Here is a 15390-nt window from a genome sequence, read left to right as displayed (position 1 = left end):
GGCCACCCGATGGAGACCAACCCCACCCGTGTCCGCGAGGTGCGCGTGGAGCGCCGCACCGACGGCGCCTTCGCCGACGTCCCCGACCCCCGGCTGAGCTGGACCGTGGAGTCGGACGTGCCCGGCTGGTGGCAGGCCGCCGCCGAGGTGCGGCTCGACGGCGGGCCCGCGCTCCGCCTGGACACCGACGAGTCGCGGTTCGTGCCCTGGCCGTTCGAACCGCTCGCGCCGCACGCCCGGCACACCCTGGAGGTGCGGGTCACGGGTACGGACGGCGCGGTGACGCCCTGGAGCGAGCCCGTCACGGTGCGCAGCACCTTCCTGGCCGACGGCGAGTGGGCCGCCGCCTACGTGGGCCTCGCCGATCCCGTGGAGCCCGCGACGCCGGGCCTGCTGCGCGCCGAGCTCGACCTGCCCGGCGACGTCGTCCGCGCCACGCTCTACGCGTCCGCGCACGGCGTCTACCAGGTCGAGATCAACGGCCACGACGTCGACGACGCCGTGCTCAAGCCCGGCTGGACGGCCTACCAGCACCGGCTCGTGCACGAGGCCACCGACGTGACCGCGCTGCTGCGGGCGGGCGCCAACGCCGTCGGTGTCCGGCTGGCCGGCGGGTGGTGGACCGAGAGGTACGGGTTCCACGGCGCCGCCCGGCCCTTCTACGGGGAGCAGCCGGCCGCGGCCGTGCAGCTCCACGTCGAGCTCGCCGACGGCAGTACCCGGGTGCTCACCACCGGGCCGGACTGGCGCGGCGCGGCCACCGGCGTCGTGGTCGCCAGCGGCATCTACGCGGGCGAGCGGGTCGACGCCGGCCGCGCCGTCCCCGGCTGGAGCCTGCCCGGCTTCGACGACTCGGCGTGGGCGCCCGTGCGGGTCGACGCCGCCGGTGTCGTCCCCGAGCCCGCGATCGCCGAACCCGTGCGCCGGGTGGACGAGGTCGCGGTACGGGAGGTGATCACCACGCCGTCGGGCCGCACGGTGCTCGACTTCGGGCAGAACCTCGTGGGCCGCCTCCGGGTGCGGGTGACCGGGGGGCGCGGGCAGGTGATCACGCTGCGGCACGCCGAGGTGCTGGAGCACGGGGAGCTGGGTGTGCGGCCGCTGCGGCACGCCGCCGCGACCGACCAGCTGGTGCTCTCCGGCGGTGAGGACGTGTTCGAGCCCGAGTTCACCTTCCACGGGTTCCGGTACGCCGAGGTGGACGGCTGGCCCGGCGGGCTCGATCTCGGGACGGCCCACGCGGCCGTGACCGCCGTCGTGATCAGCAGCGACATGCGGCGCACGGGCTGGTTCGAGAGCTCGGACGAGCTGGTGAACCGCCTGCACGAGAACGTCGTGCAGGGCATGCGCGGCAACTTCGTCTCCCTGCCGACCGACTGCCCGCAGCGCGACGAGCGCCTCGGCTGGACCGGCGACATCCAGGTCTTCGGCCCCACCGCGAGCTACCTCTTCGACAGCGACGCCTTCCTCGCGTCGTGGCTGCGCGACGTCGCCGCCGAGCAGGCCGACCGGGGCGGCGTCTGCCCCGTGGTGGTCCCGTTCGTGCTGCCTTTCGGGGCCAAGCCGGCCGCTGCCTGGGGCGACGCCGCGACCGTGGTTCCGACCACGCTCCTCGAACGGTTCGCGGACCGGCGGGCGCTGGTCGAGCAGTACCCGAGCATGCGCTCCTGGGCCGACGCCCTGCTGGACCTGGCCGGCGACCGGCTGCTGTGGGAGGGCATGTTCCAGTTCGGCGACTGGCTCGACCCCGACGCGCCGCCGGACGACCCCGCGGGTGCCAAGGCGGACCCCGACATCGTGGCCAGCGCCTACCTGGTGCGCTCCCTGCAGCTCGTCACGCGGGCAGCCAGGGAGCTGGGCGACGCCGCAGGCGTGGAGCGGTACGGCGACCTCGCCGAACGCGCCCGGCGGGCCTGGGTGGCGGAGTACACGACGCCGGCCGGCCGTATCGTCTCCGACGCGCAGACCGCGTACGCGCTGGCCATCGCGTTCGACCTCGTCGACGACGCCACGCGCGCGGTGATGGGCGACCGGCTGGCCTGGCTGGTGCGCCGCGCCGGGTACCGCATCGGCACCGGTTTCGTGGGTACGCCGATCATCCAGGACGCCCTGACCGGCACCGGCCACGCCGACGTCGCCGCGCGGCTGCTGCTCCAGACGGGCGTGCCGTCGTGGCTGTACGCCGTGACGATGGGCGCCACCACGGTCTGGGAGCGGTGGGACAGCATGCTGCCGGACGGCAGCATCAACCCCGGCGAGATGACGTCGTTCAACCACTATGCCTTCGGCGCGGTGGCCGACTGGCTGCACCGGACGGTGGCCGGGCTCGCCCCCGGCACCCACGGGTACCGGAGGCTGCGCATCGCGCCCGTGCCGATCGCCGGGCTGGACCACGCGGTGACGCGGTTCTTGACGCCGTACGGGCCGGCGGAGGCCGGGTGGGCGGCACGGGACGGGCAGATCGTGGTGCACGCGGTGGTGCCGCCCAACGCGACGGCGGTCGTGGTGCTGCCGGGCGGCGCCGGCGAGCTCGAGGTGGGCGCCGGGCGGCACGAGTGGACCGTCCCCGACCCGCGTGACCGGTCCGTCCCCCCGCCGGTCACGCTGGACAGCACGCTCGGCGCCGTCGCCGACGACCCGGAGGCGTTCGCGACCGTGCTGGCCGCCGTCGAGGCCGCGGACACCGGGCAGACCGGCGCCCTGCGCTCGCTCAAGGAGTGGACCGACCAGCGCACCCTGGCCGAGGAGCTGGTGCGGCACCCGACCGGCGCGCCGGACGAGGTACGCACGGCGCTGGAGGCCCTCAACGCCCGCCGCGGGGCAGTGGTGGCGGGGTAGCGGTCGGCAGTTTGCACCGCAGACTCGGTAGTTGGCATTGAGATCGGCCCAGCCCTGTGCCGAGTTCGATGCCAACTGCCGAGCATTCGGGCGGGGTGCCGAGAGCTGCGACGCCCAGGCGGAAGTGCCCCCCTCAGTCCAGGCAGAACTCGTTGCCCTCGACGTCCTGCATGTTCTGGCAGGACTCGTTCTCCCCGTCGGCCAGCAGCAGCGTCCCGCGCGTCGCGCCGATCGCCTCCAGGCGGACGGCGTGGGACTCCAGGACGGCCAGGCGCTCCTCACCCACGAGGCCCCTGCCCACCTTGACGTCGAGGTGCACGCGGTTCTTGACGACCTTGCCCTCGGGCACGCGCTGGAAGAACAGCCGCGGGCCCACCCCGTTCGGGTCGCTCGCGCCGAACCACGAGTCCCGCTTCTCCTCGGGCAGCGAGAGGGTGTACTCCTCCCAGGTGGCGAAGCCGTCCTCCGTCGGGTCCGGGGGAACGTAGCCCAGCGCCTCGCACCAGAACCGGCCCACGCGCTCGGGGCTGGCACAGTCGAAGGTGATCTGGATCGGCTGCACTGTCGTCATCGGCACACCATAGGACGACGGCGGCCCCGGGATCACACTGATTCCTTGGTGACGCTCCAGCCGCCGTCGACGTTGAGCTCCACACCCGTGATGAACGAGGCCCGGTCGGAGCACAGGTAGACGATCGCGTCGGCCACCTCGGACGCCTCGCCCAGCCGCCCCAGCGCCGTCGCCGCGGCCGCGCCGGCCCGCTCGGCCTCTCCGACGCCGTCCCAGTGCGGCGTGAGCACGGGCCCGGGCAGCACGCTGTTCACGCGCACCGCCGGGCCGTACTCGGCCGCGAGCTGGCGGGCCAGCCCCGTCATCCCCGCCTTCGCCGAGGCGTACGCCGCCCGGCCCGGCAGCCCGAAGTGGGCGTGCACCGAGGACACCATCACCACCGAACCGTTGCCCGACGCCGACAGGTCGGGCAGCACCGCGCGCGTCGCCAGGTAGGCGCCCGTGAGCGTCACCCGGATCTGGCGGTCCCAGCTCTCCGGCGGGGTGTCCTCCAGCGAGGCGACGCGGCCCGCGTACGCGTTGTTCACCAGGATCTGCGGCCGGCCCAGCTCCGCGCGGCACGCGGCGACGGCGTCGGCCCAGGCGACCTCGTCGGCGACGTCCATCACCGAGGCGGAGGCCTGGTGCCCGGCGGCGCGCAGCTCGTCCCGCAGGTCCAGCACCGTGGGGGAGACGTCCACCAGGAAGACGCCGGCGCCGTCCTCGGCGAGCCGCCGGGCCGTGGCCTCGCCGATGCCCTGGGCGGCACCGGTGACGACGGCGGTCCGGCCGTCCAGAGGGAGCTCACGCGACATGTCCGGTGCCTTTCGTCGGGGGACGTACCGCCGCAGGCTACCCGCCGGGGGGCGCCGACCCGTCCCGGGGCTGCCGCCGTCAGATCGGGTACGCCCGCGGCCCCGCCTGGACCGTGATCCAGCGCAGCTCCGTGAACTCCTCGACCGCCGCCCGCGAGCCGAACCGGCCCCACCCGCTGGCGCCCACGCCGCCGAACGGCATCTGCGGCTCGTCGTGCACCGTGGCACCGTTGACGTGGCAGATTCCGGACCGGATGCGGCGCGCGACATCGAGCGCGGCGGTGACGTCCCGCCCGAACACCGCGGCCGACAGCCCGTACTCGGTGTCGTTGGCGATCCGGACGGCGTCGTCGGCGCCGTCGGCCTCCGTGATCGACACGACCGGCCCGAACGACTCCTCGGAGTAGATCCGCATGCCCGGGTGCACGCCCCGCACGACCGTGGGCCGCAGGTAGAGCTCGTCGGCCGTGCCGCCGGCGATCACCTCGGCACCCTGCTGCTGGGCGTCGCCGACCAGGTCGAGCACGTGGTCGCGCGCCGCGGCGTGCACCATCGGCCCCACCTGGGACTCCGGGTCGTCGGGCGGGCCCACCGCCAGGGCCGCGGCCCGGGCCACCAGCCGCGCGGAGAGGTCGTCCGCCACGCTCCGGTCCACGATCACGCGCTCGGTCGACATGCAGATCTGCCCCTGGTTCATGAACGCGCCGAAGCTCGCGGCGGCAGCCGCCTCGGCCAGGTCGGCGTCGGGCAGCACCACGAACGGGGCCTTGCCACCCAGCTCCAGCAGCACCCGGGTCAGGTGCCGGCCGCCGAGCTCGCCGATCACCCGGCCCACCCGGGTCGAGCCGGTGAAGTTGACCCGCCGGACGGCGCGGTGCGCCACGAGCGCCTCCACCACGGCGGGCGCGTCCTGCGGCGCGTTGCTGATCAGGTTGACCACCCCGGCGGGCGCCCCCGCCTCGCGCAGGACGTCGACGATCGCGGCCTGCGTGCGCGGCGTCTGCTCGGAGGCCTTGAGCACCACGGTGTTGCCCAGCGCGAGCGGCATGGCCACGGCGCGCACGCCCAGGATCAGCGGGGCGTTCCACGGCGCGATGCCGACCACCACCCCGGCGGGCTGCCGCACGCCGTACGCGGTCAGGCCCGGGACGTCGGACGGGATGATCTCGCCGACGGCGGAGTAGGCCTGTGCCGCCGCCTCGGCCAGCATGCCCGTTGCCACGTGCACGTTGAACTCGCACCAGGGTCGCGTCGCGCCCATCTCCTGGCTCATCACGGCGGCCACCTGCGCCGAGCGCTGCCCGAGCAGGTCGGCGGCGCGCTGCAGCACCTCCCGCCGTGCGGCCGGGGGCAGGCCGGACCAGGCGGGCAGGGCGGCGGCCGCGGCGTCGGCGGCCCGGTTCGCGTCCGCGACCGACGCGGCGGCCACCCGGGCGACGGTCCGGCCGGTCAGGGCCTGCACGAAGTCGGTGTATCGCCCGCCCTCCGCGGGGACGTACCGCCCGTCGACGAACAGGTCGGCGGTGGGGACGGGGGAGGTCTCGCGTTCTGACATGACGGCTCCTCGTCGAGACGGCCGCCCTCGTCGTCGAGGGGGCACCAACGAGTATTCCGCGAGCGCCCCGCCAACGTCTTCTCCTATTACCCCTATTGCAAACGTTGACATAGAAGTTATTCGCTCCTACTGTTCACGCAGGCCGGGCCGGCGTGGACCCGGCCGGCAGCACCGACGAAGCAGCAGCGACGAACGATGGGGTTCGAATGAGCTACGTGACAGGCAGCGCGGCACCGGCCTCCGGTACGGCCGCGCTCTACGACCCGGACGTCCTGGCGGACCTGGTCGCGCGGGTGGGCGAACGGCTGGGCGGCGAGGTGGCGGACGCCGTCGAGCGATGCATGGCCGACACGCTCGCGCGGACGATCACGCCGCACCCGGACGGCACCGCCTTCGTGATCACCGGCGACATCCCGGCCATGTGGCTGCGGGACTCGACGACGCAGCTCGCGCCGTTCCTGCACCTGGCCGCGGCCGACGAGCGCCTGGCGGACACGATCGCGGCTGTCTCGCGGCGGCAGCAGGCGTCGATCCTGCGCGACCCGTACGCCAACGCCTTCAACGACGGGCCCACCGGTGCCGGGCACCGGGACCGCACGGGCGACCCGGTCACGGGCCAGTCGCCGTGGGTCTGGGAGCGCAAGTACGAGATCGACTCCCTGGCCTACCCGGTGCAGCTCGCCCACGACCTGTGGAAGGCCACGGGCCGCACCGACCACCTCGCCGACCTCGGCCCCGTGGGGCACACGGTCGTCGAGCTGTGGACCACGGAGCAGCGGCACGCGGAGGCGTCGTCGTACACGTTCGAGCGCGCCGACTGCCCGCCCACCGACACCCTGGTGCGCGACGGGCGCGGCCCGGAGACCGGGTTCACGGGCATGACCTGGGCGGGCTTCCGGCCCAGCGACGACGCCTGCACCTACGGCTACAACGTGCCGGGCAACGCGCTCGCGGCGACGGCGCTGCGGCAGCTGGCGGAGCTCGCCACAGAGGTGCTGCACGACGCCGACCTGGCCGCCCGGGCGAACGTCTTGCGCGACCACATCGAGCGCGGCATCCGCGAGCACGGCGTGGTGACCGGCCCGGCCGGCTCGTCCGTCTACGCGTACGAGGTGGACGGTCTGGGTGGTGTGCTCCTGGCCGACGACGCGAACACCCCGAGCCTGTTGTCCCTGCCACTGACCGGCTGGTGCAGCCCCGACGACCCGCTCTACACCGCGACCCGCGACCTGGTGCTCAGCGACGCCAACCCGTACTACTACCGCGGCACGGCGGCCTCCGGCATCGGCAGCCCGCACACGCCCGAGGGGCACGTGTGGCCGATCGCGCTGGCGATCCAGGGGCTGACCAGCACCGACCCGGCCGAGCAGCGCGCCCTGCTGGACCTCATCCTGGCCACGGACGACGGCACGGGTGCGGTGCACGAGTCGTTCCACGCGGACGACCCGGGCACCTGGACGCGCGAGTGGTTCTCGTGGGCCAACTCGATGTTCTGCGAGCTGGCCCTGGAGGTCGCGGGGCTGCGCACGCACCGCCGTCCGGCACCTGAGAGCAGACTGTGAGCGCCGCCGTCAGCGCCACCCGGCGGCAGCAGACCGTCAGCGCGTGGATCTTTCTGGCCGTGCCGGTCGCGCTGTTCGCGGTGTTCCTGCTGCTGCCGGTCGTCATGGCGGTCGGGCTGAGCCTGACGGACTACGCCGTCATCGGCGACTTCGAGTGGGTGGGCCTGGACAACTACGCGCGCATCGCGGGTGACCCGATCTTCTGGGTGGCCGTGCGCAACACCGCGCTTTACACGGTGCTGTACGTCCCGGCCGGCCTGGTGGTCGCGCTCGGCACCGCGCTGCTGCTCAACCGCAGCACGCGCACCGCCCGGGTGTTCCGCACCCTGTTCTACATCCCGGTGGTGTCCTCGACCGTGGCCACGGCCGCCATCTGGTTCTGGCTGCTCAACCCCCAGTACGGGCTGCTCAACGCGGCGCTCGGCTGGGTGGGCATCGACGGTCCGGCCTGGCTGTACGAGTCGCGGTGGGCCATGGTCGCCATCGTCATGATGAGCGTCTGGGCCGGGTTCGGCGCCAACATGATCATCTACCTCGGAGCGCTCCAGGGCGTGCCGGGCGAGCTGGTCGACGCCGCCCGTGTCGACGGCGCCGGGGCCTTCCGGGTGTTCTGGCACGTGACGCTCCCGGCGATCTCACGCGCCACGTTCCTCATCCTGACGCTGCTGCTGATCGCCGCGTTCCAGGTGTTCGACCAGGCGTACGTGCTGACCAAGGGCGGCCCGGGCAACTCGACGCTCACCCTCGTCTACTACATCTACGACCGGGGCTTCGGACGGCTGGAGATGGGTTACGCCTCGGCGCTGTCCTTCGTGCTGTTCCTGGTCATCCTCGTCTTCTCCGTGGCCAACGCCCGGATCACCGGACGGGAGAACGACCGATGAGCGCCGTGGCGGCCGGCCCCGTCCAGACCGGACCCGCCCTCGCGACCGGGCGCGCGCCGGCGTCGGACACACGACCCCCGACCGCGCGGAGCGTCGTCGGCAAGGTCGCGTGGACCGTCGCCGTCGTGCTGATCAGCGTGACCACCGTGCTGCCGCTGGTCTGGACCCTGTCCACGTCGCTCAAGCCCGAGGGCGAGATCCTCTCGTCCTACCTCCAGGTGGTGCCCGACAACCCCACCCTGGCCAACTACGTGGCGCTGTTCACGGACGGCCCGTTCGGCCGGTACCTGGCCAACTCGGCGGTCATCGCGCTCGGCGGTGTGGCCACCAACCTGTTCTTCGGCGGCCTGGCCGGGTACGCCCTGGCCAAGCTGCGCTTCCGCGGCCGCGGCGTCGTCTTCTCGCTGTTCCTGGGCTCCATGATGGTGCCGGGCATCATCACGATGGTCCCCACGTTCCTGGTGCTGCGCCGCTTCCCCCTGGTGGGCGGGAACGACCTGTTCGGCGAGGGTGGGGCGGGCTTCATCAACAGCTACGGCGCCGTGCTCATCCCGTTCGCCGCCGGACCGTTCGCCGTGTTCTTCATGCGGCAGTTCTTCCAGGCGCTGCCCGACGAGCTCGGCGACGCCGCCCGCATCGACGGCGCGAGCGAGTTCCGCATCTTCTGGAACATCTACCTGCCGCTGGCCCGCGCGGGCCTCGCGGTGCTGGGCGTGCTGACCTTCCAGGCGGGCTGGAACAGCTTCCTGTGGCCGCTCATCGCCCTCAACGACCCCGAGATGCTCACCGTCCAGGTGGGCCTGGCGGGATACGTCAACGAGTACCAGACGCAGTACGGGCCGCTGCTGGCCGGCACGATCCTGGCGAGCCTGCCGGTCCTGCTGGTCTTCGTCGTGGCCCAGCGCTACATCATCGAGAACTTCGCCCACTCGGGTACGAAGTGAGCACCCTGCAAAGGAGCAGAGTCATGAGGTCAGCAACACGGATCGCCGGGGCCCTCGTCGCGGCGGCAGTCATGGCCGGGGCGCTGAGCGCCTGCGGCAGCGCGTCCGACGGCGGCTCGGGCGGCGGGCCCGAGGAGGTCACCTTCTGGGGCTCCTGGTCGGGCGACCAGGCCAAGCAGCTCCAGGCGCAGGCCGACGCCTTCAACGCCGCGCAGGACGAGTACGAGGTCAAGTACGTGGCGCAGGAGCTCGTCGAGGAGAAGCTGCTCACGGCGCTCGCGTCGGGCAGTGTGCCCGACGTCGTCCTCTGGGACCGCTACAACACCCCGCTGTACGTGCCGAAGAACGCGCTCTCGCCGCTCGACGAGTACATCGAGGCCGACGGCGTCGACACCACCCAGTTCTACGACCAGGCCATGGGCGAGCTCGTCGTCGAGGGGGAGACCTACGGGCTGCCGCTGCTCGTGGACAACCGGTCGCTGTTCTACAACACCGAGCTCCTCGCCGACGCCGGCGTCGAGCCGCCCACCGACTGGGACTCGCTGAAGAACGCCGCCGAGGCCGTGACCGAGCGTGACGGCGGCAAGCTGAGCGTGGCCGGCTTCGCCCTGGACGACCCGGGCCTGTTCAACATCTGGCTGCGGCAGGCCGGCGGGCAGATGTTCAGCGACGACGGCGCCACCACGGCGTTCAACAGCCCCGAAGGGCTGGAGGTCCTGGAGTTCTGGCAGGGGCTGCTCGACGCGGGCGTCTACGAGCCCGGCTTCGGCGAGGGCGTCGACTCCTTCGCGGAGGGCTCCACCGCCATCAAGTACGACGGGCCGTGGGCCCTGACCGCGCTCGACGAGGCCGAGGTGGACTACGGGATCGTGCAGCCGCCCGTAGGCCCCGACGGCGACCAGGGCGCCGGCATGGGCGGGTTCGGCCTGGTCATCCCCTCCGGGGCGCAGCAGCCCGACGGCGCCTGGGAGTTCATCAAGTGGTGGACCACGCAGCCCGAGAACGGCGTGGACTTCGCGAAGATCTCCGGCTGGATCCCCGCGAACGTCGAGGCCGCCAACGACCCGTACTTCACGCAGGACGACCGGTACCAGGCCTTCATCGAGACGATGGAGTACGCCCAGGTGCGGTCCAACATCCCCGGCGCGTCCGACGTCGAGGGCAAGGCCCTGATCCCCGCCCTCGAGAAGTTCCTGGGCGGCGAGACCGACGCCGCCACGGCGCTGAAGGAGGCCCAGGAGCTCGGCGACCGGATCCTGGCCGACAACGCGCAGTGACCCAGCTGTGTGCCGCGCGTCCCCACGGGACGCGCGGCACACGCCCATCCCGCGCCACCACCGCGCACCAGCACAGAGGAGCCCCGTGACCGACCCCAACCCCTGGCCCGCCCGCGCCGACCTGGCCCAGCGCGGCCTCGACCACTTCTTCGGCGCACCGGAGCCGCAGCTGTTCGACAACACCTACCCGGTCGGGGACAACTCGACGTTCAACTACTGGTGGCTGGCGCACGTCATCGACGCCCGGCTGGACGCCTACGAGCGCACGGGGGAGCAGGAGTGGCTCGCGGCGGCCGAGGCGACCAGCGCCAACCTCCGCTCGCGGAACGGCGGCTCGCTGTTCAACGACTACTTCGACGACATGCTCTGGTACGCGCTCGCGCTGGAACGGCTGGCGCGGGCCACCGGCCGGCAGGAGCCCCTGGACGACGCCCGCGCCATCTGGGCGCACGTCGTCGAGCACGGGTGGAACGAGACCCACGGGGCCGGGGTCGCGTGGCGCAAGCAGCAGCTCTACTACAAGAACACGCCGGCCAACGGGCCGTTCGCCATCCTGTCCGCGCGGCTGCACGGGCACGACCCGGACCCGCGGTACCTGGACCACGGCACCGTCGCGTTCGACTGGATCACGGCCACGCTGGTGGGGCCCGACGGGTTCGTCGAGGACGGCATCAACCGCGAGGGCGACGGCCGCATCGACACGCAGTGGCGCTTCACCTACAACCAGGGCCTGTACGTGGGGGCCGCGGTGGCGCTCGACGCCGTGCAGCACCGGCCGGAGCTCGTGGCGGCGGCCGTGCGGACGGCGACGACGGCGATCCGTGAGCTCGCGCCGGACGGCGTCGTCGGCAGCGAGGGGTCCGGCGGCGACGAGGGCCTCTTCAAGGGGGTGCTCTATCGCTACCTCGGGACGCTGCTGGGGAGGATCGGCCTCGCCTCGCCCGATGCCGCGCCGCTGGTGGGCTTCGTCCGCACGAGCACCGACGCGCTGTGGGCCACGGGGCAGCGGGACGGGTCGCTGCTCGCCGGGGACGACTGGCGGCTGCCCGCACAGCCGCCCGTGCACTACTCGACGCAGGTCAGCGCGATCATGGCCCTGGAGCAGCGCGCCGCGATCGAGGCGGCGCGGTGACCTGGCCAGGGTAGATTCCGCTGTCATATCCATTCGGTGAAAGGGCATCCGTGAGCCAGCCGCTCTACCTCGAGGTGTACGAGAAGCTCCGTGACGCGATCCACGCGGGCACGTACCGCGTCGGTGACCGGATGCCCGCCGAGGCCGAGCTCACCAAGCAGCTCGGGGTCAGCGCCATCACCCTCAAGCGCGCCATGGACCTGCTGCGCGACGACGGCTACATCACGCGCCGCCCGCGGCTCGGCACCGTCGTGGTGAGCGAGACCGCCACGAACGACGCCGGTCCGGGCGGCGGGCCCAGCCCGCTGATCGGGTGCGTGCTCACCGACTTCGACGACACGTTCGGCACACGGGTGCTGGCGGGGCTGCTCGACGCGTCGGGCACCACCGCCAACCTCGTGGTCAAGCGCAGCCTGGGTGACGGCCAGGCCGAGGACGACCTGGTGCGCTCGCTGGTCGCGGACGGCGTCCAGGGGCTCGTCCTGGAGCCCAGCTCGTCGCAGTACGTGCCCCCGGCGGTCCTGGAGCTGATCACCCAGCAGTTCCCGGTGACCATCCTGGACCGCGTGTTCGACGGCGTCCCGGTGTCGTCGGTCTGCTCCGACAACGTCTCGGCGGGCCGCCAGGCGGCCGAGACGCTGTTCGCCGCCGGGTACGACCACGTGGGCCTGGTCTCGGCGGCGAGCACGGTCTCGACCGTGCAGGACCGGCTCGACGGCGTCGTCGCCGCGCACGCGACCCGGCACGTGCCGTTCGAGCCGGCGCACCAGTTCCGGCGGGTGCGCTCCACGGTGCCGGGCAGCGGCGTGGCGCCCGAGGAGGACATCGCCGAGCTGGAGAAGTTCCTCGCCGCGAACCCGGGCCTGACCGGGGTGGTCGCCACGGAGTACAACATCGCGGTGCTGCTGCGGGAGGCCGCGCAGCGGGCCGGCCGCGACGTCCCGGGCGATCTCGGCATCGTGTGCTTCGACCATCCGGACGCCTTCTACGACCAGGCCCGCTACCGCTTCACGCACGTCCGCCAGGACGAGGCGCGCATGGGCGCCGACGCCGTGCGGCTCGTCCTGGCCCAGCTCCGCGACGCCGGGCAGGTCACCAAGGTGACGCTGCCCACCGAGCTGGTGCCGGGCAGCTCGACGCGCTGATCTCCGGGGCCGGGGCCGGGGCCGGGGCCGGATTCGCGGCCGCGGCCGGCGTCCGTCAGGACGTGGGGCGGGCGAGCAGGTCCTCGACGGATGTGCCCGGCACCGACACCGTGACCTGGGTGTCCCAGGGATCGGCGACGGTGACCGAGCGGCCGTCGTCGGCGAAGGGGAGGGACGCCGCCCGCAGGCGGGCGGCGAGGGCGTCGAGGTCCTCGCGGCCGGGCACCGTGATCGCGACGTCGCCCAGACCCAGGCTGGCGGCGCGCGGCCCGGCGCCCGCGCTGTTCCAGGTGTTCATGGCGATGTGGTGGTGGTACCCGCCCGCCGAGGCGAACAGCGCGCCGGGGAAGTCCGCGAGCGTGGCCTCCAGGCCGAGCGCGTCGACGTAGAACGCCCGCGCGGCCGGGATGTCACCCACCTGCAGGTGCACGTGGCCCACCTGGCCGGACCGGCTGGGCGCCGCCGCCAGCCCGGCCTCGGTCAGGTGCGAGCGCAGGTACGCGTTCGGGTCCAGCCACGCGCTGCCCATCTTGATCTGGCCGCGCTCGCGGACCCACTGGTCGCGCGGACGGTCGACGTACAGCTCGACGCCGTTGCCCTCGGGGTCGGTGAAATAGAACGCCTCGCTGACCAGGTGGTCGCTGGACCCGGTGAACGTGCCCCGGGGGTCCTGCACCGCGCGGTAGACGGTGGCGGCCAGGGCCGCGGCGTCGTCGAACAGGAGGGCCGTGTGGAACAGCCCGGCCTGTCGCTGGTCGCCCGCGGGCAGGTCGGGGGTGTGCACCAGGCGCAGCATCGGCGTGCTGCCCCGCCCCAGCACACGGTGTACCTCGCGGCCGTGGCTGCGCTCCTGCAGCGGCTCGAGCGCGAACGCCGAGCCGTAGTAGCCGGACATCACGTCCAGGTCGCCGACCCGCAGGGTGACGGCGTCCATGGCCATGGCCGGGGTGATGACCCGCTCGTGCACGGCGGGCGGTTCGGTCGGGCGGTCCATCGGGTGCTCCAGTCCGGGTCGGTGGGGGTCGGTGGCTCGGCTTGTGAGGCCTGGTTCGGCTCAGTGGGCGAGGCTCAGCGGGCGACGGCGAGGCCGCCGGTCCAGGGGAGCTGCTCGCCGACGGCGAGGGTGAGCTGCAGGAACCCGATGGCCTCCAGCTCGTGCGCACGCTCCAGCGAGCCGGCGTCGATCGCGGCGAGGCCGGAGGACGTGACGGCCGAGATCAGCGCCTGCTTGGCGGCGGCGTCGTCCCCGGCGACCAGCACCGTGGTGGGCAGGTCACCCACGCGCTTGGCGCCGAGCGTGGCGGCGAACGTGGTGTTGAACGCCTTGAGCACGTGGCTGGCGGGCAGCTTGGCCTGGAGCTCGGCGGCGGCCGAGGAGCCCGCGGGCACGACCAGCGAGTCGAAGGTCTCGAAGTTCAGCGGGTTGGTGATGTCCACGACGACCTTGCCGGCGAGCTGCTCGGCGTAGGCGGACGCGATGCCGTCCAGTGCGGGGTAGGGGACAGCGAGGACCACGATGTCGCCGGTGACGGGCGCGGTGCCGACCTCGCCCTTGGCGATGTGGGCGACGTCGTGCCCGCCCCCGGCGAGGACGCCGCCGATCGCGTTCGCCATCGCGCCGGTGCCGATGATCGTGATGCTGGCCATGTGCTGCTCCTTCGGACACGGTCCGGGCTGCCCGAACCAGATTGTTGTACCTACAAGCACTGACCATAGACCCATTTAGTTGTAGGTGCAACCACCTGGTAGGGTGAGGGCATGAGCGAACGGCAGCTGCGGTACCCCGAACGGGTGGCCGTCGCGCGCCTGCACGCACTGCTGGAGCTGCTGCCCACGGCGCTGGACAAGCGCATGCAGCCCGCCGGGCTCACGTCGTTCGAGTTCACGCTGCTGGAGGCGCTCGCGGAGGCCGACGGCGGCAAGCTGCGGCTCAGCGCCCTCGCCTCGCGCACCAACGCCACGCTCGCCCGGCTGTCGCGCGTGGTCACGGGCCTGGAGCGCAAGGGCCTCGTGCGGCGCGCGCCCTGCCCCGAGGACGCGCGGGCGACCAACGCGGTGCTCACCGACCAGGGTCGTCAGGTCTACCGGGACGGCACCGGGCTGTACGCCGACGCGGTGTCCAGCATGATCCTCGACGGGCTGTCCGAGGGCGACGTCGACGACCTGGCGCGGCTCGCGTTCGCGATCCTCACGAGGCTCGACCCGGACCGCCGGCTGGCTGTTACGGCCGCGACGGCTGCGGCGGCGTCGGCGGGGGCGGCGGGGGTGTTGGCGGCGACGGGGGTGTCCGGGGTGTCGGCGGCGGGCGACGACTGCCCGGCCGACCCGGTGCGCCCCGCGGCGGAGGAGTGCCCAGCCGACCCGGCGGACCCGACCGCGGTCGTCGACCCGGAGCAGCTCGCGGCCGAGGCCTGCCCGGCCGACCCGCCCCGCCCGCGCCGGTAACGAAAGTGCGCTTCTGCCCAGTCGTTGGGCCCGAAAATCACGCCGACCCCGGGCCGGATGACTGGGTAGAAGCGCACTTCGCGTATCGGTCCCGCCGCCGGCCGCACGCGGAACCCCGGGACGGGTCGCACCTGCCTGGCGTGAGCGCGCAGCGGCACCCCGCCCGCGCGGCCCCCGCCGCGCCGGTTGGTCTGCACCGAATAGGTGTATTGCTGTCATTTCTCCGGTAGGTTTTGGGTGAAA

At 73.1% G+C, this 15390-nt stretch carries 13 protein-coding genes; 8 read left to right on the top strand and 5 right to left on the bottom strand.

Annotated features, from left to right (window positions below; all coding sequences use genetic code 11):
* Nucleotides 1-9 precede the first annotated feature (9 nt).
* Nucleotides 10-2838 carry an alpha-L-rhamnosidase gene (locus tag ACH47X_RS04565; RefSeq protein ID WP_397401834.1) on the top strand — a complete coding sequence of 943 codons (2829 nt, stop codon included), beginning with the start codon at nt 10-12 and terminating at the stop codon, nt 2836-2838.
* Between the two features lie 133 nt (nt 2839-2971).
* Here ACH47X_RS04565 and ACH47X_RS04560 read toward each other — a convergent pair whose 3' ends face one another.
* The 3 genes from ACH47X_RS04560 to ACH47X_RS04550 all read right to left on the bottom strand — a co-directional run bounded on the left by ACH47X_RS04560 (nt 2972) and on the right by ACH47X_RS04550 (nt 5758).
* Entirely contained in the window at nt 2972-3409 is a 438-nt protein-coding gene (locus tag ACH47X_RS04560; protein WP_397401832.1) for a VOC family protein, read from the bottom strand.
* Nucleotides 3410-3441: 32 nt separating this feature from the next.
* On the bottom strand, nt 3442-4203 hold the full coding sequence (locus ACH47X_RS04555; protein ID WP_397401830.1) for an SDR family NAD(P)-dependent oxidoreductase: 762 nt from the start codon (nt 4201-4203) through the stop codon (nt 3442-3444).
* A 79-nt stretch (nt 4204-4282) separates the two neighbouring features.
* Nucleotides 4283-5758: an aldehyde dehydrogenase family protein gene (locus tag ACH47X_RS04550; protein ID WP_397401828.1), complete on the bottom strand. Its 1476-nt coding sequence runs from the start codon at nt 5756-5758 to the stop codon at nt 4283-4285.
* Between the two features lie 206 nt (nt 5759-5964).
* Between ACH47X_RS04550 and ACH47X_RS04545 the strand changes: the two genes are divergently transcribed.
* From ACH47X_RS04545 to ACH47X_RS04520, 6 genes are all read left to right on the top strand, one after another.
* Nucleotides 5965-7320: a glycoside hydrolase family 125 protein gene (locus ACH47X_RS04545; protein ID WP_397401826.1), complete on the top strand. Its 1356-nt coding sequence runs from the start codon at nt 5965-5967 to the stop codon at nt 7318-7320.
* Entirely contained in the window at nt 7317-8204 is an 888-nt protein-coding gene (locus tag ACH47X_RS04540; protein WP_142034618.1) for a carbohydrate ABC transporter permease, read from the top strand. The genes ACH47X_RS04545 and ACH47X_RS04540 overlap by 4 nt, the downstream gene beginning before the upstream one ends.
* Nucleotides 8201-9148 (top strand): carbohydrate ABC transporter permease, encoded by a 948-nt coding sequence (locus ACH47X_RS04535; RefSeq protein ID WP_397401824.1) that lies wholly within the window; start codon nt 8201-8203, stop codon nt 9146-9148. Before ACH47X_RS04540 ends, ACH47X_RS04535 begins: the two co-directional genes overlap by 4 nt.
* Before the next feature lie 23 nt (nt 9149-9171).
* Nucleotides 9172-10425 (top strand): ABC transporter substrate-binding protein, encoded by a 1254-nt coding sequence (locus ACH47X_RS04530; RefSeq protein ID WP_397401822.1) that lies wholly within the window; start codon nt 9172-9174, stop codon nt 10423-10425.
* 85 nt (nt 10426-10510) lie between these two features.
* Entirely contained in the window at nt 10511-11557 is a 1047-nt protein-coding gene (locus ACH47X_RS04525; protein ID WP_397401820.1) for a glycoside hydrolase family 76 protein, read from the top strand.
* Between the two features lie 50 nt (nt 11558-11607).
* Nucleotides 11608-12702, top strand: coding sequence for a GntR family transcriptional regulator (locus ACH47X_RS04520; RefSeq protein WP_397401818.1), 1095 nt, complete (start codon nt 11608-11610; stop codon nt 12700-12702).
* Nucleotides 12703-12757: 55 nt separating this feature from the next.
* Here ACH47X_RS04520 and ACH47X_RS04515 read toward each other — a convergent pair whose 3' ends face one another.
* Both ACH47X_RS04515 and ACH47X_RS04510 read right to left on the bottom strand, forming a co-directional pair.
* Entirely contained in the window at nt 12758-13696 is a 939-nt protein-coding gene (locus tag ACH47X_RS04515) for a VOC family protein (protein ID WP_397401816.1), read from the bottom strand.
* A gap of 74 nt (nt 13697-13770) precedes the next feature.
* The gene (locus ACH47X_RS04510) at nt 13771-14349 is read right to left on the bottom strand and encodes an NADPH-dependent F420 reductase (RefSeq protein ID WP_142034628.1); all 579 of its coding nucleotides are present in this window, start codon (nt 14347-14349) and stop codon (nt 13771-13773) included.
* Nucleotides 14350-14460: 111 nt separating this feature from the next.
* On the opposite strand from ACH47X_RS04510, the gene ACH47X_RS04505 reads away from it, so the two are divergent.
* Complete coding sequence (locus ACH47X_RS04505; RefSeq protein WP_397401813.1) at nt 14461-15147, top strand: MarR family winged helix-turn-helix transcriptional regulator; 687 nt, start codon at nt 14461-14463, stop codon at nt 15145-15147.
* Nucleotides 15148-15390: the final 243 nt, after the last annotated feature.

It is taken from the genome of Promicromonospora kroppenstedtii (assembly GCF_044389675.1).
GTDB lineage: Bacteria > Actinomycetota > Actinomycetes > Actinomycetales > Cellulomonadaceae > Promicromonospora > Promicromonospora kroppenstedtii.
Note: the sequence above shows the minus strand (reverse complement) of the source record. Positions and strands in the feature narration are given on the sequence as shown.

What these genes read in the sequence shown, in the direction of transcription:
- ACH47X_RS04565 (WP_397401834.1), top strand. Translation starts at nt 10, where the DNA reads ATGGAGACCAACCCCACCCGTGTCCGCGAGGTGCGCGTGGAGCGCCGC.
- ACH47X_RS04560 (WP_397401832.1), bottom strand. Translation starts at nt 3,409, where the DNA reads ATGACGACAGTGCAGCCGATCCAGATCACCTTCGACTGTGCCAGCCCC.
- ACH47X_RS04555 (WP_397401830.1), bottom strand. Translation starts at nt 4,203, where the DNA reads ATGTCGCGTGAGCTCCCTCTGGACGGCCGGACCGCCGTCGTCACCGGT.
- ACH47X_RS04550 (WP_397401828.1), bottom strand. Translation starts at nt 5,758, where the DNA reads ATGTCAGAACGCGAGACCTCCCCCGTCCCCACCGCCGACCTGTTCGTC.
- ACH47X_RS04545 (WP_397401826.1), top strand. Translation starts at nt 5,965, where the DNA reads ATGAGCTACGTGACAGGCAGCGCGGCACCGGCCTCCGGTACGGCCGCG.
- ACH47X_RS04535 (WP_397401824.1), top strand. Translation starts at nt 8,201, where the DNA reads ATGAGCGCCGTGGCGGCCGGCCCCGTCCAGACCGGACCCGCCCTCGCG.
- ACH47X_RS04530 (WP_397401822.1), top strand. Translation starts at nt 9,172, where the DNA reads ATGAGGTCAGCAACACGGATCGCCGGGGCCCTCGTCGCGGCGGCAGTC.
- ACH47X_RS04515 (WP_397401816.1), bottom strand. Translation starts at nt 13,696, where the DNA reads ATGGACCGCCCGACCGAACCGCCCGCCGTGCACGAGCGGGTCATCACC.
- ACH47X_RS04510 (WP_142034628.1), bottom strand. Translation starts at nt 14,349, where the DNA reads ATGGCCAGCATCACGATCATCGGCACCGGCGCGATGGCGAACGCGATC.
- ACH47X_RS04505 (WP_397401813.1), top strand. Translation starts at nt 14,461, where the DNA reads ATGAGCGAACGGCAGCTGCGGTACCCCGAACGGGTGGCCGTCGCGCGC.